The 17,538-nt window shown below is 65.1% G+C and carries 17 protein-coding genes; 7 read left to right on the forward strand and 10 right to left on the reverse strand.

The annotated features are described in order from the left end of the window. Positions 1-46: 46 nt before the first annotated feature. The 3 genes from tpx (at position 47) to OEJ37_RS30670 (ending at position 2,079) form a co-directional block, all read left to right on the forward strand. Positions 47-550, forward strand: coding sequence for a thiol peroxidase (tpx, locus tag OEJ37_RS30660; RefSeq protein ID WP_034182673.1), 504 nt, complete (start codon positions 47-49; stop codon positions 548-550). A gap of 97 nt (positions 551-647) precedes the next feature. Continuing rightward, positions 648-1,586: a carbohydrate kinase family protein gene (locus tag OEJ37_RS30665; protein ID WP_174420917.1), complete on the forward strand. Its 939-nt coding sequence runs from the start codon at positions 648-650 to the stop codon at positions 1,584-1,586. Positions 1,587-1,605: 19 nt separating this feature from the next. Continuing rightward, positions 1,606-2,079 (forward strand): glycine zipper 2TM domain-containing protein, encoded by a 474-nt coding sequence (locus tag OEJ37_RS30670; RefSeq protein ID WP_174420916.1) that lies wholly within the window; start codon positions 1,606-1,608, stop codon positions 2,077-2,079. A 213-nt stretch (positions 2,080-2,292) separates the two neighbouring features. Here the strand turns inward: OEJ37_RS30670 and OEJ37_RS30675 are convergent, their stop codons facing one another. The 7 genes from OEJ37_RS30675 to OEJ37_RS30705 form a co-directional block, all read right to left on the reverse strand. Then, positions 2,293-2,943 carry a histone H1-like DNA-binding protein gene (locus OEJ37_RS30675; protein ID WP_069746258.1) on the reverse strand — a complete coding sequence of 217 codons (651 nt, stop codon included), beginning with the start codon at positions 2,941-2,943 and terminating at the stop codon, positions 2,293-2,295. Between the two features lie 28 nt (positions 2,944-2,971). Next, the gene (locus OEJ37_RS30680) at positions 2,972-3,298 is read right to left on the reverse strand and encodes a hypothetical protein (RefSeq protein ID WP_152858959.1); all 327 of its coding nucleotides are present in this window, start codon (positions 3,296-3,298) and stop codon (positions 2,972-2,974) included. Between the two features lie 82 nt (positions 3,299-3,380). Beyond that, positions 3,381-4,592 (reverse strand): ribonucleotide-diphosphate reductase subunit beta, encoded by a 1,212-nt coding sequence (locus OEJ37_RS30685; RefSeq protein WP_152858957.1) that lies wholly within the window; start codon positions 4,590-4,592, stop codon positions 3,381-3,383. 363 nt (positions 4,593-4,955) lie between these two features. Further along, positions 4,956-7,949: a ribonucleoside-diphosphate reductase subunit alpha gene (locus tag OEJ37_RS30690; protein WP_174420915.1), complete on the reverse strand. Its 2,994-nt coding sequence runs from the start codon at positions 7,947-7,949 to the stop codon at positions 4,956-4,958. A 451-nt stretch (positions 7,950-8,400) separates the two neighbouring features. Next, positions 8,401-8,991, reverse strand: a complete 591-nt coding sequence (gene ampD, locus OEJ37_RS30695) for a 1,6-anhydro-N-acetylmuramyl-L-alanine amidase AmpD (RefSeq protein WP_174420914.1) — start codon at positions 8,989-8,991, stop codon at positions 8,401-8,403. After that, positions 8,988-9,296: a PP0621 family protein gene (locus tag OEJ37_RS30700; protein ID WP_263348509.1), complete on the reverse strand. Its 309-nt coding sequence runs from the start codon at positions 9,294-9,296 to the stop codon at positions 8,988-8,990. The genes ampD and OEJ37_RS30700 overlap by 4 nt, the downstream gene beginning before the upstream one ends. Positions 9,297-9,309: 13 nt before the next feature. Further along, on the reverse strand, positions 9,310-10,203 hold the full coding sequence (locus tag OEJ37_RS30705; RefSeq protein ID WP_034182665.1) for an inner membrane protein YpjD: 894 nt from the start codon (positions 10,201-10,203) through the stop codon (positions 9,310-9,312). A gap of 89 nt (positions 10,204-10,292) precedes the next feature. Here OEJ37_RS30705 and ffh point away from each other — a divergent pair, with 89 nt between their 5' ends. Both ffh and OEJ37_RS30715 read left to right on the forward strand, forming a co-directional pair. Beyond that, positions 10,293-11,660, forward strand: coding sequence for a signal recognition particle protein (gene ffh, locus OEJ37_RS30710; RefSeq protein ID WP_174420912.1), 1,368 nt, complete (start codon positions 10,293-10,295; stop codon positions 11,658-11,660). Positions 11,661-11,754: 94 nt separating this feature from the next. Then, positions 11,755-12,306, forward strand: coding sequence for a hypoxanthine-guanine phosphoribosyltransferase (locus tag OEJ37_RS30715; protein WP_047899742.1), 552 nt, complete (start codon positions 11,755-11,757; stop codon positions 12,304-12,306). A gap of 80 nt (positions 12,307-12,386) precedes the next feature. Here the strand turns inward: OEJ37_RS30715 and OEJ37_RS30720 are convergent, their stop codons facing one another. Both OEJ37_RS30720 and OEJ37_RS30725 read right to left on the reverse strand, forming a co-directional pair. Further along, positions 12,387-12,989: a MarC family protein gene (locus OEJ37_RS30720; protein WP_174420911.1), complete on the reverse strand. Its 603-nt coding sequence runs from the start codon at positions 12,987-12,989 to the stop codon at positions 12,387-12,389. 21 nt (positions 12,990-13,010) lie between these two features. Beyond that, on the reverse strand, positions 13,011-14,747 hold the full coding sequence (locus OEJ37_RS30725) for a proline--tRNA ligase (RefSeq protein ID WP_263348513.1): 1,737 nt from the start codon (positions 14,745-14,747) through the stop codon (positions 13,011-13,013). A gap of 218 nt (positions 14,748-14,965) precedes the next feature. Between OEJ37_RS30725 and OEJ37_RS30730 the strand changes: the two genes are divergently transcribed. Both OEJ37_RS30730 and OEJ37_RS30735 read left to right on the forward strand, forming a co-directional pair. Next, positions 14,966-15,613: an RNA pyrophosphohydrolase gene (locus OEJ37_RS30730; protein WP_152858939.1), complete on the forward strand. Its 648-nt coding sequence runs from the start codon at positions 14,966-14,968 to the stop codon at positions 15,611-15,613. Between the two features lie 13 nt (positions 15,614-15,626). After that, positions 15,627-16,235 carry a CNP1-like family protein gene (locus tag OEJ37_RS30735; RefSeq protein WP_174420909.1) on the forward strand — a complete coding sequence of 203 codons (609 nt, stop codon included), beginning with the start codon at positions 15,627-15,629 and terminating at the stop codon, positions 16,233-16,235. 96 nt (positions 16,236-16,331) lie between these two features. Here the strand turns inward: OEJ37_RS30735 and proB are convergent, their stop codons facing one another. Then, the gene (gene proB / locus OEJ37_RS30740) at positions 16,332-17,450 is read right to left on the reverse strand and encodes a glutamate 5-kinase (protein WP_174420908.1); all 1,119 of its coding nucleotides are present in this window, start codon (positions 17,448-17,450) and stop codon (positions 16,332-16,334) included. Between the last annotated feature and the right edge of the window lie 88 nt (positions 17,451-17,538).

Raw genomic sequence — 17,538 nt, forward strand, 5'->3', positions numbered from 1 at the left:
GTCTCAACCCGCGCGCCCGAGCGGCGCGCTATTTCGGAGCACGAACATGAGCAAAGTTACGCTGGGTGGCAACCCGATCGATCTCGCCGGCACGTTCCCGGCCGTCGGCGCCCAAGCCGCCGATTTCAAGCTGGTCGGCAAGGACCTCGCCGACCTGTCGCTCGCCAGCTTCGCCGGCAAGCGCAAGGTGCTGAACATCGTGCCGAGCCTCGATACGCCGACCTGCGCGACGTCGACCCGCAAGTTCAACGAAGCCGCGTCGTCGCTCGACAACACGGTCGTGGTCGTCGTGTCCGCCGACCTGCCGTTCGCCGCCACGCGCTTCTGCACGACCGAAGGCCTCGCGAACGTCGTGACGGCTTCGACGTTCCGCACCGGCCGCGCATTCGCGAATGCGTACGGCGTCGACGTGACGAGCGGCCCGCTGAACGGCCTGACCGCACGTGCCGTCGTCGTGCTCGACGCGCAGGACAAGGTGATCCACGCGGAACTCGTCGGCGAGATCAAGGACGAGCCGAACTACGACGCCGCGCTCGCCGCACTGAAGTAACCCGCTGCCGCCCGGCCCTGCCGCGCGAGGCCCGACGGGGCCGTTCACGCGCCGGCCGGGCGGCCGCTTCCCTTTGCTCTCTACAGGAACGCACGCCTTGACTACGCTGATTTGCGGCTCGCTCGCCTACGACAACATCATGACCTTCGAAGGTCGGTTCCGCGAGCACATCCTGCCCGACCAGGTTCACCTTCTCAACGTGAGCTTCCTCGTGCCGACGATGCGACGCGAATTCGGCGGTTGCGCAGGGAACATCGCTTACGCGCTGCACATGCTCGGCGGCGACGCGCGCATCATGGCGACGATCGGCGCGAACGACGCGGACCGCTATCTCGAACGCCTCGACAGCCTCGGCCTGTCGAAGGCCAGCGTGCGCGTGGTGCCCGAAACGCACACCGCGCAGGCCATGATCACGACCGATCTCGAAAACAACCAGATCACCGCATTCCACCCTGGCGCGATGATGCAGTCGCACCTGAATCGCGCGGACGAAGTGGCGGGCGTGAAGCTCGGCATCGTCGCGCCGGACGGCTTCGACGGGATGGTCCAGCACGCCGAGCAATTCGCGAAGGCCGGCGTCCCGTTCGTCTTCGATCCGGGCCAGGGTCTGCCGCTGTTCGACGGTGCGACGCTGCGCCGCATCATTGAACTCGCGACGTTCGTGGCGGTCAACGACTACGAAGGCAAGCTCGTCAGCGACAAGACGGGCTGGTCCGAACAGGAAATCGCCAGCCGGGTTCAGGCGTTGATCATCACGCGCGGCGAGCACGGCTCCACCATTCTTCACAAAAACGGCGAAGAACAGATTCCCGTCGTGGGTGCCGAGCGTGTCGTCGATCCGACCGGCTGCGGCGATGCCTTCCGGGGCGGCCTGCTGTACGGCATCGAGAATGACCTCGACTGGGCAACCACGGGCCGCCTCGCAAGCCTGATGGGCTCGATCAAGATCGCCCACCAGGGGCCCCAGACTTACGTACTGACGCGCGCCGAAATCGACGCGCGCTTCGAGGCTGCATTCGGTTACAGTCTCAATTGAATATTGTGGGAGAGCAAAGATGTTGACGAAAAAAAACCTCACGCTCGCGGCCATGCTGACGGTCACGCTGCCCCTCGCCGGCTGCTTCACGGCCCCCGGTTCGGCGGATGTCTATAGCGTCGGCCAGGCGCAGCGCGAACAGACGGTCCGCATGGGCACGGTCGAAAGCGTTCGTGCGGTACGCATCCAGTCCGACGGCGGCGGCAGCGCGATCGGCACGCTCGGCGGCGGCGCACTCGGCGCGGTCGCAGGCAGCGCGATCGGCGGCGGCAAGGGATCGATCCTGACGGCGATCGCCGGCGGTCTCGTCGGTGCGGTCGCGGGCAACGCGGTCGGCGAAAACCTCAGCACGGCGAACGGTGTCGAAATCACCGTGCGCCTCGACAACGGCGACCTGCGCTCGATCACGCAGGCAGCAAGCGGCGAAGCGTTCCGCGCCGGCGAGCGTGTGCGACTGCTGTCGAGCGGCGGCGTCACGCGCGTCACGCACTAACCAGGTACCTCAGCACGCGGCGCAAGCCGCGGTCGAACGCATGTGCGAAGCTGCACATGCGTTTTTTTTCGTCCGTACCCGCCACGGCCCGCACTTGGGCGAATACGGACGAAAAAAATCCCGCCACCTGAGCCAGATGGCGGGACTGATTGAGTAGCGCTACTCAACCCACGGACACCACGTGAGTGCCCGGGTGGTACTGGTCAGCCGCGATTACGGACGGCTGCCGGTCGGGAACGGCCATGCCGCTGCCGGGTTGAGCGCGGTCTTCACGCCCGATGCCGGCGCAACCGATGCGGTCGACGCGGTCGTTGCCGGCGCAGCCTTCTTCACGACGGCCTTCTTCGGAGCAGCAGCCTTCTTCGCCGGAGCGGCGGCCTTCTTCGCAGGGGCAGCCTTCTTGGCGGGCGCAGCCTTCTTGGCAGCGGCCTTCTTCGCCGGCGCAGCCTTCTTAGCAGCGGCCTTCTTCGCCGGTGCAGCCTTCTTGGCAGCAGCCTTCTTGGCCGGTGCGGCCTTCTTCGCAGCAACCTTCTTCACTGCGACTTTCTTGGCTGCAACCTTCTTCGCAGCGGCCTTCTTGGCCGGCGCTGCCTTCTTGGCAGCAACCTTCTTCACTGCGACTTTCTTTGCTGCGACCTTCTTGGCTGCAACCTTCTTCGTTGCGACCTTCTTTGCCGCGACCTTCTTCGCAGCGGCCTTCTTCGCCGGTGCTGCCTTCTTCGCGGCAACCTTCTTCACCGCGACCTTCTTCGCAGCAACCTTCTTCACTGCAGCGGCCTTCTTCGCCGGAGCAGCGGCCTTCTTCGCGACGGTCTTCTTGGCAGCAACTTTCTTAGCAGCCGGTTTCTTCTTGGCGGTAGCCATGTTGTTCTCCTTCAGGTTCAGATGAGAGTCAGTTCAAACTACACCCTTCGTCAAAACCCGCTTCCCGCGGACGCTGTTCAGGACGTGCGCTTCGAAGCGGGCTATTCATCGGCGTACGCAGATACCGCGCGCTTACGCTAATGAATACGGTATGGCGCGCGTGACCACCCGGCCTCGCGCGCCAAATCAAGTCGGTAGCCGGCGCACCTCGCGCCGCTACCCCTAATCGCTTGATCAAGCGGACCGCCACACGGCCGTCCGCTTTATCCGGAGGGAAGTTTGCCCATCCCACTGAAGGGTTCGCAAAGTGCCGGTCGTATCGTTGGGCCGTTAAGGCACCGGGCATGCTTTGCATCAGGCGTTCTTGCTCCTAAACCTTGGGCCGGGGCCGAGAGGCCACCGGCTGCTCCATCATGTAACGGGTTCGCTGCTGCGGGTCATTCCCAGGACAGCGCGCCCCCCGTCTGATACTCGATCACACGCGTCTCGAAGAAGTTGCGCTCCTTCTTCAGGTCGATCATCTCGCTCATCCACGGGAACGGGTTTTCCTCGTTCGGGTACAGCGGATCGAGGCCGATCTGCTGGCAACGGCGGTTGCTGATGAAGCGCAGATAGCTCTTGAACATCGACGCGTTCAAACCCAGCACGCCGCGCGGCATCGTGTCCTCGGCGTAGCGGTATTCGAGTTCGACAGCCTGCTTGAACAGCTCGCGAATCTCGGCGCGGAATTCCGTGGTCCAGAGATGCGGGTTCTCGAGCTTGATCTGGTTGATCAGGTCGATGCCGAAGTTGCAGTGCATCGACTCGTCGCGCAGGATGTACTGATATTGCTCTGCAGCACCCGTCATCTTGTTCTGGCGGCCGAGTGCGAGGATCTGCGTAAACCCGACATAGAAGAACAGGCCTTCCATGATGCAGGCAAACACGATCAGCGACTTCAGCAACTTCTGATCCGCTTCGAGCGTGCCGGTCTTGAAGGCCGGGTCCGTCAGCGTGTGGATGAACGGGATCAGGAATTCGTCCTTCGCGCGGATCGACGCGACCTCGTGGTACGCGTTGAAGATCTCGCCTTCGTCGAGACCGAGCGATTCGACAATATATTGGTACGCGTGCGTGTGGATCGCCTCTTCGAACGCCTGGCGCAGCAGGAACTGCCGGCACTCGGGCGCCGTGATGTGGCGGTACGTGCCGAGCACGATGTTGTTCGCCGCGAGCGAATCGGCCGTCACGAAGAAGCCGAGGTTGCGCTTCACGATGCGGCGCTCGTCCTCGGTCAGACCGTTCGGGTCCTTCCACAGAGCGATGTCGCGGGACATGTTGATTTCCTGCGGCATCCAGTGGTTCGCGCAACCGGCCAGATACTTTTCCCACGCCCACTTGTACTTGAACGGCACCAGCTGATTGACGTCAGTCTGGCCGTTGATGATGCGCTTGTCGGCGACATTGACCCGCGCTTCCGAACCGCCGGCGGGAACAGCCGATGCTTGCGGAGGCACCGCGAGATCGCCTTCGAAAATGTCGCGGACCTGATGGGCGGCAGGCGACGCAGCCTGCATTCCGACAGCCACTCCTGCGGGGGCGCGCATCGCATTGTGCTGCGCTCCGCTCGCGGGAGTTACGGCAGTCTTCTCGTCATCCCAGTTGAGCATAAATTCTCACCATCAATTTAGAACGGTTTGTACCATCTTTTCCTGAGCGATAAAAGGGTTCGCTCACGAAAAATCCTTTTTTCGATTCGCGTTGCGACCTCGATACAACACTTTGAGCAACGCATCGTCGTTCATGCAGAGCGCGACGTGTGTCGCGCGTGTATCGCGAGGTGCGCTCGACGCATCGAACGCTGATCGAAACGCGACGTCGTCGGGGATGTTTCGATCGCTTGTCACTGCCTGCAACGCCGGTGCCGCGTTACAGATTCCTTATCATTTTTTTAGTTGAGAGCGGCGCACACTTCAACCTCGATCGGTCATCGTGCGCGCCGCCCGGCACATCTTCAGGTCAAGCGCGCTGCGTTATTGGCACGCTTCGCATTCGTCGAAGCCCGGATCGCCCGGACGCATCGTGCACACCGGACCGTCCGCCTCGACCGGCGCGAGTGCCGCCGCTGCACCGATCGCGCCCGACGACGCATCGCCACCCGCCGCACCGAAGCCGCCTGCCGCGCCTTGCGCGCCGCCGCCGCTCGAACCGCCCCCCGTCGGCACCGCGTTCAGCGCGCCGTGTGCGACCGTCGACTTCTCGACGTGCGTCGCCGCCATCGTGCGGAGGTAGTAGGTCGTCTTCAGGCCGCGCAACCATGCGAGCTTGTAGACCTCGTCGAGCTTCTTGCCCGACGCACCACCCATGTAGATGTTCAGCGACTGCGCCTGGTCGATCCACTTCTGGCGACGCGATGCTGCTTCGACCAGCCACGTCGGGTCGACTTCGAACGCGGTCGCGTAGATCGCGCGCAGGTCGGCCGGGATGCGGTCGATGCGCGACAGCATGCCGTCGAAGTACTTCAGGTCGGCGACCATCACTTCGTCCCACAGGCCGCGTTCCTTCAGGTCGCGAACGAGGTACTCGTTCACCACCGTGAATTCGCCCGACAGGTTCGACTTCACGTACAGGTTCTGGAAGGTCGGCTCGATGCATGCCGACACGCCGATGATGTTCGAGATCGTCGCCGTCGGCGCGATCGCGACGCAGTTCGAGTTGCGCATGCCGTGCGCGGCAATCCGCGAACGCAGCGTCGTCCAGTCGAGCGACTCGGACGTGTCGACCTCGACGTAGCCGCCGCGCGCTTCGGCCAGCAGCTTCAGCGTGTCCTGCGGGAGGATGCCGCGATCCCACAGCGAGCCGCGGTAGCTCGAGTAGCGGCCGCGTTCCTCGGCCAGTTCGGTCGACGCGTGGTACGCGTAGTAGCAGACGGCTTCCATCGAACGGTCGGCGAACTCGACCGCAGCTTCCGACGCGTACGGCGTGCGCAGCAGGTGCAGGCAGTCCTGGAAGCCCATGATGCCCATGCCGACCGGGCGGTGCTTCAGGTTCGAGTTACGCGCCTTCGGCACCGCGTAGTAGTTGATGTCGATCACGTTGTCGAGCATGCGCATCGCGACGCTGATCGTGCGCTTCAGCTTGTCGTGGTCGAGCGCGTAGCTGCCGTCGGCCTGCTTCACCAGGTGAGCGACCAGGTTCACCGAGCCGAGGTTGCACACCGCGATTTCGGTGTCGCTCGTGTTCAGCGTGATTTCCGTGCACAGGTTCGACGAGTGGACGACGCCGACGTGCTGCTGCGGCGAGCGCACGTTGCACGGATCCTTGAACGTGATCCACGGGTGGCCCGTCTCGAACAGCATGCCGAGCATCTTGCGCCAGAGCTGCGCCGCCGGGATCTTCTTGAACAGCTTGATCTCGCCGCGCGCGACCTTCTCTTCGTAAGCCGTGTAAGCCTTCTCGAAATCGGCGCCGAACTTGTCGTGCAGGTCCGGGCAGGTCGACGGCGAGAACAACGTCCAGTCGGCGCCTTCCATCACGCGCTTCATGAACAGGTCGGGAATCCAGTTCGCCGTGTTCATGTCATGCGTACGGCGGCGATCGTCGCCCGTGTTCTTGCGCAGCTCGAGGAACTCCTCGATGTCGAGGTGCCAGGATTCGAGGTACGCGCAGACCGCGCCCTTGCGCTTGCCGCCCTGATTGACCGCGACGGCCGTGTCGTTCACGACCTTCAGGAACGGGACCACGCCTTGCGACTTGCCGTTCGTGCCCTTGATATGCGAGCCGAGTGCGCGCACGCGCGTCCAGTCGTTGCCGAGACCGCCGGCGAACTTCGACAGCAGCGCGTTTTCCTTCAGCGCTTCATAGATGCCGTCGAGATCGTCCGCGACCGTCGTCAGGTAGCACGACGACAGTTGCGAGCGGTGGGTGCCCGAGTTGAACAGCGTCGGCGTCGAGCTCATGAAGTCGAAGCTCGACAGCACGTTGTAGAACTCGATCGCGCGCGTTTCGCGGTCGATCTCGTTCAGCGACAGGCCCATCGCAACACGCATGAAGAAAGCCTGCGGCATTTCGATGCGGGTGCCTTCGACGTGCAGGAAGTAGCGGTCGTACAGCGTCTGCAGGCCGAGATAGCCGAACTGCAGGTCGCGGTTCGCATCGAGCGCTTCGCCGAGGCGCTTCAGGTCGAACTGCAGCAGCTTGTCGTCGAGCAGGCCAGCGTCGACGCCGCGCTTCAGGAACTGCGGGAAATATTCCGCGTAGCGGGCCGACATCTCGGCCTGCAGGACTTCCTCGCCGAGGATCTCGCGGCGGATCGTGTGCAGCAGGATGCGGGCCGTGACCTGGCTGTATGCCGGGTCCTTCTCGATCATCGTGCGCGCAGCGAGGATCGCCGAGTCGTAGACCTGGCTCATCGGCACGCCGTCGTACAGGTTCTTCACCGTCTCCGCGACGATCGGCTCAGGGTTAACCGCAGCGCCGAGGCCATCGCACGACGACACGATCAGCGCGCGCAGCGCGTTCAGGTCGAGCGGACGCGAGACGCCGTTGTCGACGACGTTGATGCCGGTGCTCGACTCGCCGCCTGCCGCAGCTGCTTCCTCGCCCGCATGCTGGCGCTCGAGGTGACGCTTCTCGCGATACAGCACGTACGCACGCGCGACGTTGTGCTCGCCGCCGCGCATCAGCGCGAGTTCGACCTGATCCTGGATGTCTTCGATATGGAACGTACCGCCGTTCGGGCGGCTGCGCACGAGCGCGCGCACGACGTTGTGCGTCAGCTGTTCGACCTGCTCGCGCACGCGCGCCGATGCCGCGCCCTGCCCGCCGTTGACGGCCAGGAAAGCCTTGGTCACCGCGATCGCGATCTTCGAAGGCTCGAACGACACCACGCTGCCGTTGCGGCGGATCACCTTGTAGTCGGCGAACGTGGCCTGCGGCGCGAGCGCTTGCGCGCCCTGTTCGGTCCCGCCGAGCGGACGGCTCGAGGCGCTCTCGTACTGGGACGTCGCGTTGTCGGTGGTTTGCATGTGCAAAGCTCCTGGTGTTGGATGGTGCGGAGAGAACCGCGGATTAAAACGAACGCTGCGCAATGCGGTGCGCGAGCGGTAAGAGGCGAGCGATGCGCCGGGGAAGCCGGTTCGGTCGATGCGCGACAACCGAGCCGGTCGTGTGCTTCGTCATGTGTACCCTACCCCGTCGAAGTTCGCTGCGCTGATCGCGACGCCCGGACCGCCCGGCCTGACGCGCCGCCCTGAGAACCCTGTCCGCCGGCGTTGCCCGCCGGCCGGTGCCGCTCGGGTTTCCCCTGCGACACACACTATATCTAGTGCAGAACTGCTCAACTGGCACCAAGTATAGTGGACATTCGGACGACGTCAAAACGGATAATTTGCGATAGAGGTCTTGACATCGCGCACGCGCCGACACGACAAGGCATTGGTCGGAGAAAAAACTTTCTCCGGTCAAAAAACCCCGCGATCAGTGCTGACGGAAAGGAAAGTATTCGGCGGAAAACCCGGCATCGCTCGCGAAGCGTTGCCAATCGAAATGCGGGCCCGGGTCGGTCTTGCGGCCCGGCGCGACGTCCGAGTGCCCCGCGAACGCGTCGACCGGATAACGCGCGGCGAGCGCGCGAGAAAGCGCGGCGAGCATCGCGTACTGCGCGTCGTCGAACGGCACGTCGTCCGCGCCTTCGAGCTCGATGCCGATCGAGAAATCGTTGCAGCGCGCCCGACCGAAGAACTCGGACGAGCCCGCGTGCCACGCGCGCTCGTCGCACGACACGAACTGCACGAGCTCGCCGCCGCGGCGGATCAGGAAGTGCGCGGACACACGCACCCCGCGCAGGTGACTCTGGTAATAGGGGTGCGCATCGCAGTCGAGGCGGTTCAGGAACAGCGCCTCGATCGCGTCGCCGCCAAATTCGCCGGGCGGCAGGCTGATGTTGTGGACGACCACGAGCGTCGGCACCGCACCCGCGGGCCGCGCCTCGAAGTTCGGCGACGGCGCATGGCGCGCTTCGCGCACCCAGCCGTTCGCGTCGACCGACAACGGCGGCGCATCGCTCATCGTGCGTCGTGACCGCGCGCGCGCGCGGCGTGGCGCTGTGCGTGTTCGGCGCTGCAGAAGTATTCGCCGCCCGCGACGACTGCTTCGCCCTTCGGTGCATGCACGCCGCATTCGGCGCAGCGCACCATCGGCTCGGGCAGCGACCGCGTGTCGCCGTTCGGGCGCGCAGCGCCGGCACCCCGCGCGCCGTCGTCACCCGCGCCGCGGCCGGTGCGCGCCTGCGCGTGCTCCTGGGCCTGGCGCACCTTGCGCGCGAGCCACGAGCCAGCGAAGAAGAGAAGAATCAGGAGAAGAATCTGTCGCATCGGAAACCTGCGGTCAAACCACGGAACGGTGCAGCAGCACCTCGAAAACGAACCGGCTGCCGACATACGCGAGCAGCAGCGCGGCGAACGACACGAGCACCCAGCGCGCGGCGCCGCGTCCGCGCCAGCCCGACGTCTTGCGGGCGACCAGCAGGCCGCCGAACATCAGCCACGACAGGATCGCGAACACGGTCTTGTGGTCGAGCCGCAGCGCGCGCGCGTCGACCTGCTCGCTGAACAGGATGCCCGACGCGAGCGTCAGCGTGAGCAGCACGAAGCCGGCGCCGATCAGGCGGAACAGCAGCTTCTCGAGCGTGAGCAGCGGCGGCAGCGTTTCGAGCCAGCTCGCGATCCAGCCGGTCGAGCCGTCGCGCCCGCCGTTGCGCAGCGACTGCAGGCGCCGCTCGACCATCAGCATCAGGATCGCGTGCAGCGCGGCGATCGCGAACAGGCCGTACGCGATGTTCGCGATCAGGAAGTGCAGCTTGAACAGCGGCGCTGCGGCATAAGGAAGCACCCGCACGCCGCCGAACACCAGCGGCAGCAGCGACGCGCCGCACGCGAGCGGCAACACCAGCAGGCGCAGGCTGTCGAGCGGGAAGAAAAAGCTCTCGATCCAGTAGATGCCGGCGCCGAGCCAGAACATCGCGGACAGCGCGAACGCGAAGCCGAACACCATCGCGTCGTTCGGAAAAATCGTCATGTGGAGCAGCACGCCGTGCGCAACGAGCGCGGCGAACAGCAGCGCGCGGCCGGCCCCGCTCATCCCGGACGCGGCGGACGCTGGAACCGGCACGGCCGGCACGCTCGCGACGAGCGGCGTTGCACCCTGGCGGTGCGTGCGCCAGCCTGCGACGGCGAGGCCGCCGTACAGGAATGCGGTGAGGGCATACAGTACAATATCCATGTTCGAAGTTTACACTAGGCCCCCTTCCCGCGACGGCTCCCTTTGTTCGGTTCCGTCGCGCCTTCGGGCCCCACTGTCCACCGCTCCCCATGCTCGACAATCTCACTCAACGGATGGCGCGCGTCGTCAAGACGCTGCGCGGCGAGGCCCGGCTCACCGAGGCGAACACGCAGGAGATGCTCCGCGAGGTGCGTCTCGCGCTGCTGGAGGCCGACGTCTCGCTGCCGGTCGTCCGCGAATTCATCGCCAAGGTCAAGGAAAAGGCGCTCGGCGAAGAAGTGATCAGCAGCCTGTCGCCGGGTCAGGCGCTCGTCGGCGTGGTCCAGAAGGAACTGACCGCCGTGATCGGCGGCGACTACGAAGGCAAGGCCGCCGAGCTGAACCTCGCTGTCACGCCGCCCGCCGTGATCCTGATGGCCGGCCTGCAGGGCGCGGGCAAGACCACGACCGTCGGCAAGCTCGCGAAGCTGCTGCGCGAGAAGTACAAGAAGAAGGTGCTGACCGTGTCGTGCGACGTGTATCGCCCGGCCGCAATCATGCAGCTGAAAACGGTGAGCGAACAGGTCGGCGCCGATTTCTTCCCGTCCACGCCGGACCAGAAGCCCGTCGACATCGCGCTCGCGGCCGTCGACTGGGCGAAGCGCCACTACCATGACGTGCTGATCGTCGACACGGCCGGCCGCCTCGGCATCGACGAAGCGATGATGCAGGAAATCGCCGCGCTGCACGACACGCTGAAGCCCGCCGAAACGCTGTTCGTCGTCGATGCGATGCTCGGCCAGGATGCGGTCAACACCGCGAAGGCGTTCAACGACACGCTGCCGCTCACGGGCGTCGTGCTGACCAAGCTCGACGGCGATTCGCGCGGCGGCGCCGCGCTGTCGGTGCGCCATATCACGGGCAAGCCGATCAAGTTCGTCGGCGTCGCCGAGAAGCTCGACGGCCTCGAGGTGTTCCACCCCGACCGGATGGCGAACCGGATCCTCGGCATGGGCGACATCCTCGCGCTCGTCGAGGAAGCGCAGCGCGGCGTCGACGTGCAGGCCGCGCAGAAGCTCGCCGACAAGGTCAAGAAAGGCGGCGACTTCGACCTGAACGATTTCCGCGCGCAGATCTCGCAGATGAAGAACATGGGCGGCCTGTCGTCGCTGATGGACAAGCTGCCCGCGCAATTCCAGCAGGCGGCGGCCGGCGCCGACATGGGCCAGGCCGAAAAGCAGATCCGCCGGATGGAAGGGATCATCAGCTCGATGACGCCCGCCGAGCGCGCGAAACCCGAAATCATCAAGGCGACGCGCAAGCGCCGCATTGCGGCCGGCGCGGGCGTGCCGGTGCAGGAAGTCAACCGGATGCTGAACCAGTACGACCAGATGCGTACGATGATGAAGAAGCTGAAGGGCGGCAACATGCAGAAGATGATGCGCGGCCTGAAGGGCATGATGCCCGGCATGCGCTGATTCCGCCCGTCGGCCGGCGCGCGGGTTTTTGCTGTAGCGCGCGCCGTCCGTTCTGCTTCATCCTTATTTGTATACCGACTGCCCGCCAGAACACATGAACCGCGAAGAAGCCCTCCACATTTTCGACCACTCCGAAGAGATCGTCTCGGCCGACGCCGTCAACGCGTCGATCGCCCGGATGGCCGACGCGATCCGCGCCGAGATCGGCGATGCGTTCCCGCTCGTTCTCTCGGTGATGGGCGGCGCCGCGGTGTTTACCGGGATGCTGCTGCCGCATCTCGATTTCCCGCTCGAATTCGACTACATCCACCTGACCCGCTACCGCAACACGACGCAGGGCAGCCCGGAGATGCACTGGCGCGTCGCGCCGCGCGAATCGGTGAAGGACCGGATCGTGCTCGTGCTCGACGACATCCTCGACGAAGGCGAGACGATGGCCGCGATCCGCGACCGCATCCTCGACATGGGCGCGCAGCGCTTCATGTCGGCCGTGCTGTGCGAGAAGACGCTCGCGAAGGCCAAACCGCTGCACCCCGACTTCTGCGGCTTCTCGGTGCCGGACCGCTACGTGTTCGGCTGCGGGATGGATGCGAAGGGCTACTGGCGCAACCTGCCGACGATCCGCGCGCTGACCACGAACGTCTGATCGCCGCCCCGCCCGCCATATAAATAGAAAGCGGCGCTCCGGTTTCCCGGAGCGCCGCTTTTTTTCGTGCGCGCGCCGCCCTACAGCTGGTGCACGAACGCGCGGATGCCGGCCAGCAGCATCTCGACCGAAATCGCGACGAGCACGAGGCCCATCAGCCGCTCGAACGCCGCGACCGTCCGCTCGCCGAGCCACTGCTGGATCCGTTCGGCCAATACCAGCGTGATCGCACAGACGAGCATCGTGACCGTCAGCGCGCCGACCCACTCGAACATCTTGCCCGGCGCCTGCGACGTCAGCAGCATCACCGTCGCGAGCGCCGACGGCCCGGCGAGTGCCGGAATCGCGAGCGGCACGATGAACGGTTCGCCGCCCGCGCGCGGATCGCTGCCGAGCGCGCCGTCCGGATGCGGGAAGATCATCCGCAGTGCGATCAGGAACAGCACGATCCCGCCGCCGAGCCGCAGCGACAGGTCGGTGAGGCTCATCATCCGCAGGAAGCGGTCGCCGACCACCATGAAGAACAGCAGGATCACGAACGCGATCCCCACTTCACGCAGGATCAGCTTCACGCGCCGCTCGCGCGGCACGTCCCGCATCGCCGTAATGAACAGCGGGATGTTGCCGAGCGGATCGGTGATCAGCACCAGGAGCACGGTGGCCGACAGGAACGTGTATTCCATCGTGTCCCCCGGTCGCCGTGCTTAGTGCGCGAGCGCGGCGCGGATCTTCTCCGCGACCGTCGCCGCGGCCGCGTCGGCCGGCAGCAGCGTCGCTTCGGCGTCGCGGCGGCCCTGATACTCGATCTTGCCTTCCTTCAGGCCGCGCTCGCCGATCACGAGGCGATGCGGCACGCCGATCAGCTCCCAGTCGGCGAACATCACACCCGGGCGCTCGCCGCGATCGTCGAGGATCACGTCGATGCCGGCCGCGGCGAGTTCCGCGTACAGCTTGTCGGCGGTCTCGCGCACCATTTCGCTGCGGTCATAGCCCATCGGGCACAGCACGACCTCGAACGGCGCGATCGACTCGGGCCAGATGATGCCGCGGTCGTCGAAGTTCTGTTCGATCGCCGCGCCGAGAATGCGCGTGACGCCGACGCCGTAGCAGCCCATCAGCATCGGCTGCGGTTTGCCCGACTCGTCGAGGAACGTCGCGCCCATCGCTTCCGAGTACTTGGTGCCGAGCTGGAACACGTGGCCGACCTCGATGCCGCGGCAGATGTCGATCACGCCGTTGCCGTCCGGCGACGGGTCGCCCTTCTGCACGTTGCGCACGTCGGCGACGTCCGGCTCCGGCAGGTCGCGGCCCCAGTTCACGCCCGCGATGTGATAGTCGACCTCGTTCGCGCCGACGACGAAGTCGCTCATGTTCGCGACCGTGCGATCCGCGATCACCTTCACGGGCTTCTTCGTGCCGACCGGGCCGAGGTAGCCCGGCGGCGTGCCGAACCACTCGACGATTTCCTGCTCGGTCGCGAAGCGGTGGTTCTTCAGGCCCGGCAGCTTCGATACCTTGATCTCGTTCAGGTCGTGGTCGCCGCGCAGCATCACGAGCAAGATGGTCGGCTCGGCGCCTTCGTTGTCGGTCGCGAGCACGATCGACTTGATCGTGCGCTCGAGCGGGATGGCCAGCAGTTCTGCGACGGCTTCGCACTTCGCCTTGCCCGGCGTCGCGACCTTTTCCATCGCTTCTGCCGGCGCGGCGCGCTCGGCAATCAGCGGCAGCGCTTCGGCCGCCTCGATGTTCGCCGCGAACTCGGACGTCGGGCAGTAGGCGATCGCGTCCTCGCCGGTGTCGGCGATCACGTGGAATTCGTGCGAGAAGTTGCCGCCGATCGAGCCGCTGTCGGCCGCGACCGCGCGGAATTCGAGACCGAGGCGCGTGAAGATGCGCACATACGCGTCGTACATCTTGCGATACGACTCGTTCAGGCCCGCCGCATCCTTGTCGAACGAATATGCGTCCTTCATGATGAATTCGCGGCCACGCATCACGCCGAAGCGCGGACGGATCTCGTCGCGGAACTTCGTCTGGATCTGATAGAAATTCACCGGCATCTGCCGGTAGCTCTTGATCTGGTTGCGCGCGATGTCGGTGACGACTTCCTCGTGCGTCGGCCCGATCACGAAATCGTTGTCCTTGCGGTCCTTGAAGCGCAGCAGCTCGGGGCCGTACTGTTCCCAGCGGCCCGATTCCTGCCACAGCTCGGCCGGCTGCACGGCCGGCATCAGCAGCTCGATCGCGCCCGCCCGGTTCATTTCCTCGCGCACGATTGCCTCGACCTTGCGAATCGAGCGCAGGCCGACCGGCAGGTAGTTATAGATGCCGCCGGCGACGCGACGGATCATGCCGGCGCGTACCATCAGCTTGTGGCTGACGATCTCTGCGTCGGCGGGTGCTTCTTTCAGGGTGCCGATAAAGAAACGGGAAGCTTTCATGCGGACGGTTCCAAAAACGGCGCCCCCAGGCGGGGCGCCCGAAAAAGTTTCAAGGTGAAAAAGCTGCGCGCGACGAACGACGATGGCGCAGATGACGTAGCAGACTATTCAGGGACAATTCAGCCGGCGCGCCCCGCGCGGATTCGCTCCGTCACGGTGCGCAGCGCCCGTTATCTGTTTATAATCAAAGCAATTTTAAAGGATTCGAAGGTGGTTGTATGCTGGATCGTGAAGGCTTTCGCCCGAACGTCGGCATCATCCTCTTGAACGCGCGCAACGAGGTGTTTTGGGGCAAGCGGCTCCGCGAGCATTCCTGGCAGTTTCCTCAAGGTGGGATCAAGTACGGCGAGACCCCCATGCAGGCGATGTACCGGGAACTGCACGAGGAAACGGGCCTGCATCCGGAACACGTCAAGATAATCGGCCGCACTCGCGACTGGTTGCGTTACGAGGTGCCTGACAAGTTCATCAAACGCGAAGTACGCGGTCATTACCGCGGCCAGAAGCAGATCTGGTTCCTGCTGCGGATGGTCGGACGCGATTGCGACATTTGCTTGCGCGCGACCGATCACCCGGAGTTCGATGCGTGGCGCTGGAACGAGTACTGGGTGCCGCTCGATGCGGTGATCGAGTTCAAGCGGGATGTCTATCAGTTGGCGCTGACGGAACTGTCGCGCTTCCTGCGCCGCCCGGCGCAGCGAGCCGAAAAGCCGCGCGGGCCGCGTCTGTCGCGCTATCCGCGCGTCATCGACGCACAGGCCCAGCAGACGCTGACGATTGTCGACACATCGGTAGTCTGTTCGGAGATCGAAGTGGAAGCGAGCACGCTCGACGAGATGCCGCCCCACGTGATCGTCGGCAAATGACGAGTCGGACTGCATGACCGGGCGCGACCTTGGTGTCGCGCCCTTTTTTTACGAGGAATGCATATTGAAAGCGATTGCTCTCGCGCTCGCATCGATTGTCGCGGCGGCCGCGCTGGCCGGTTGCGCGAATTCGAAGACGCCGACCAACAAGGATGACAGCGAGTTCGTGTATCTGCTGGATCGCCAGGGTACCTGGAAGGAAAACGCGGTCGACACGCTGCCGCCGCTGCCGCAGACGGGTGACCTGCTGCCGTTCAACGTATCGCAGAACACGCCGCTCAAGTTCTTCGTCGATGCGAAGTCGCTCGCGGTCGGCACCGATGGCGTCGTGCGCTACGCCGTCGTCGTCACGAGCCCGGCCGGTGCGCGCAATGTAAATTACGAAGGCATCCGCTGCGACACCTACGAATGGCGGCAGTATGCCGGCCTGAATTCGGAACACGACGGCTGGGACCGCACGGTCGAGAACGACTGGCGGCGCATCGAGAACGGCGAACTGAATGCGTACCACTCGTCGCTCTATCAGGACTACTTCTGCGCGAACAAGATGCCGCAGGGCTCGACCCAGCAGATCCTGGAGAACATCCGGTTTCACCGCACCGCGATGAGCCAGCTGCGCTGACGGTACGCGCCACAGGCCGCCGGCCCCGTCCCGCACCATGCAAAAAGCCCGCGTCGCGCGGGCTTTTTGTTTGGTTGCCGGATCCGGCTCGGACGGTCACACCAGCACGAGGTTGTCGCGATGGATCAGTTCGGGCTCCAGCATGTAGCCGAGCACACTCTCGATCTCGCCGCTCGGCTTACGCTGAATCAGCTTCGTTTCCGAGCTGCTGTAGTTCGTGAGCCCGCGCGCCACTTCACGCCCGTCGGGGCCGACACACGCGATCACCTCGCCGCGCGCGAACGCGCCCTGCACGTCGGTCACGCCGATCGGCAGCAGGCTCTTGCCGCCGGCCGTCAGTTTCTCGACCGCGCCCGCATCGATCACGACATGGCCGCGCACCTGCAGGTGATCGGCCATCCATTGCTTGCGTGCCGCCATCCGCGCGGTACGTGCGATCAGTTGCGTGCCGATCGCTTCGCCGGCCGCCAGACGCACGAGCACGTCGGACTCCCGGCCACTCGCGATCACGGTGTTCGCGCCGCTGTGCGCCGCACGCTTCGCCGCGAGGATCTTCGTCAGCATCCCGCCGCGGCCGAGGCTCGAGCCAGCACCGCCCGCCATCGCCTCGAGTTCCGGCGCGCCCGCATTGGCCTCGGCGACGAGCGTCGCGTTCGGATCCTTGCGCGGATCGGCGGTGAACAGCCCCGACTGGTCGGTCAGAATGATCAGCGCATCGCCTTCGATCAGGTTCGCGACGAGCGCACCGAGCGTGTCGTTGTCGCCGAACTTGATTTCGTCGGTAACGACCGTGTCGTTCTCGTTGATGATCGGCACGACGCCGAGACGCAGCAGCGTGAGCAGCGTCGAACGCGCATTCAGGTAACGCTCGCGATCCGCCAGGTCGGCGTGCGTGAGCAGGATCTGCGCGGTGCGGATGTCGTGTTCGGTGAAGCGGCTCTCATAGACCTGCGCGAGCCCCATCTGGCCGACTGCGGCGGCGGCCTGCAGCTCGTCGATTTCCCGCGGCCGCTTGCTCCAGCCGAGCCGCTGCATCCCTTCGGCAATCGCGCCCGAACTGACGAGCACGACTTCCTTGCCCTGAACGCGCAGCGCGGCGATCTGGGCGGCCCAGCGGCCGATTGCATCATGATCGAGCCCCTTGCCGTCGTTGGTCACGAGGCTGGAGCCCACCTTCACCACCAATCGCTTCGAATCCGCGATGATCGAACGCATCCCGCACTGTCTCCTGTATCTGATGCCTGCCCGGCCGGGCGCGATTGAACGCCGACGCCGGGCGGCACGCCCGGCGCGTTCCGGAACC

It is taken from the genome of Burkholderia sp. BKH01 (assembly GCF_025685725.1).
GTDB lineage: Bacteria > Pseudomonadota > Gammaproteobacteria > Burkholderiales > Burkholderiaceae > Burkholderia > Burkholderia pyrrocinia_C.

Bases quoted from the DNA above. Each gene is read 5' to 3' on its own strand.
- tpx (WP_034182673.1), top strand. From the start codon at position 47: ATGAGCAAAGTTACGCTGGGTGGCAACCCGATCGATCTCGCCGGCACG.
- OEJ37_RS30670 (WP_174420916.1), top strand. From the start codon at position 1,606: ATGTTGACGAAAAAAAACCTCACGCTCGCGGCCATGCTGACGGTCACG.
- OEJ37_RS30675 (WP_069746258.1), bottom strand. From the start codon at position 2,943: ATGGCTACCGCCAAGAAGAAACCGGCTGCTAAGAAAGTTGCTGCCAAG.
- OEJ37_RS30680 (WP_152858959.1), bottom strand. From the start codon at position 3,298: ATGCAAAGCATGCCCGGTGCCTTAACGGCCCAACGATACGACCGGCAC.
- OEJ37_RS30685 (WP_152858957.1), bottom strand. From the start codon at position 4,592: ATGCTCAACTGGGATGACGAGAAGACTGCCGTAACTCCCGCGAGCGGA.
- OEJ37_RS30690 (WP_174420915.1), bottom strand. From the start codon at position 7,949: ATGCAAACCACCGACAACGCGACGTCCCAGTACGAGAGCGCCTCGAGC.
- ampD (WP_174420914.1), bottom strand. From the start codon at position 8,991: ATGAGCGATGCGCCGCCGTTGTCGGTCGACGCGAACGGCTGGGTGCGC.
- OEJ37_RS30700 (WP_263348509.1), bottom strand. From the start codon at position 9,296: ATGCGACAGATTCTTCTCCTGATTCTTCTCTTCTTCGCTGGCTCGTGG.
- OEJ37_RS30705 (WP_034182665.1), bottom strand. From the start codon at position 10,203: ATGGATATTGTACTGTATGCCCTCACCGCATTCCTGTACGGCGGCCTC.
- ffh (WP_174420912.1), top strand. From the start codon at position 10,293: ATGCTCGACAATCTCACTCAACGGATGGCGCGCGTCGTCAAGACGCTG.
- OEJ37_RS30715 (WP_047899742.1), top strand. From the start codon at position 11,755: ATGAACCGCGAAGAAGCCCTCCACATTTTCGACCACTCCGAAGAGATC.
- OEJ37_RS30720 (WP_174420911.1), bottom strand. From the start codon at position 12,989: ATGGAATACACGTTCCTGTCGGCCACCGTGCTCCTGGTGCTGATCACC.
- OEJ37_RS30725 (WP_263348513.1), bottom strand. From the start codon at position 14,747: ATGAAAGCTTCCCGTTTCTTTATCGGCACCCTGAAAGAAGCACCCGCC.
- OEJ37_RS30730 (WP_152858939.1), top strand. From the start codon at position 14,966: ATGCTGGATCGTGAAGGCTTTCGCCCGAACGTCGGCATCATCCTCTTG.
- OEJ37_RS30735 (WP_174420909.1), top strand. From the start codon at position 15,627: ATGACCGGGCGCGACCTTGGTGTCGCGCCCTTTTTTTACGAGGAATGC.
- proB (WP_174420908.1), bottom strand. From the start codon at position 17,450: ATGCGTTCGATCATCGCGGATTCGAAGCGATTGGTGGTGAAGGTGGGC.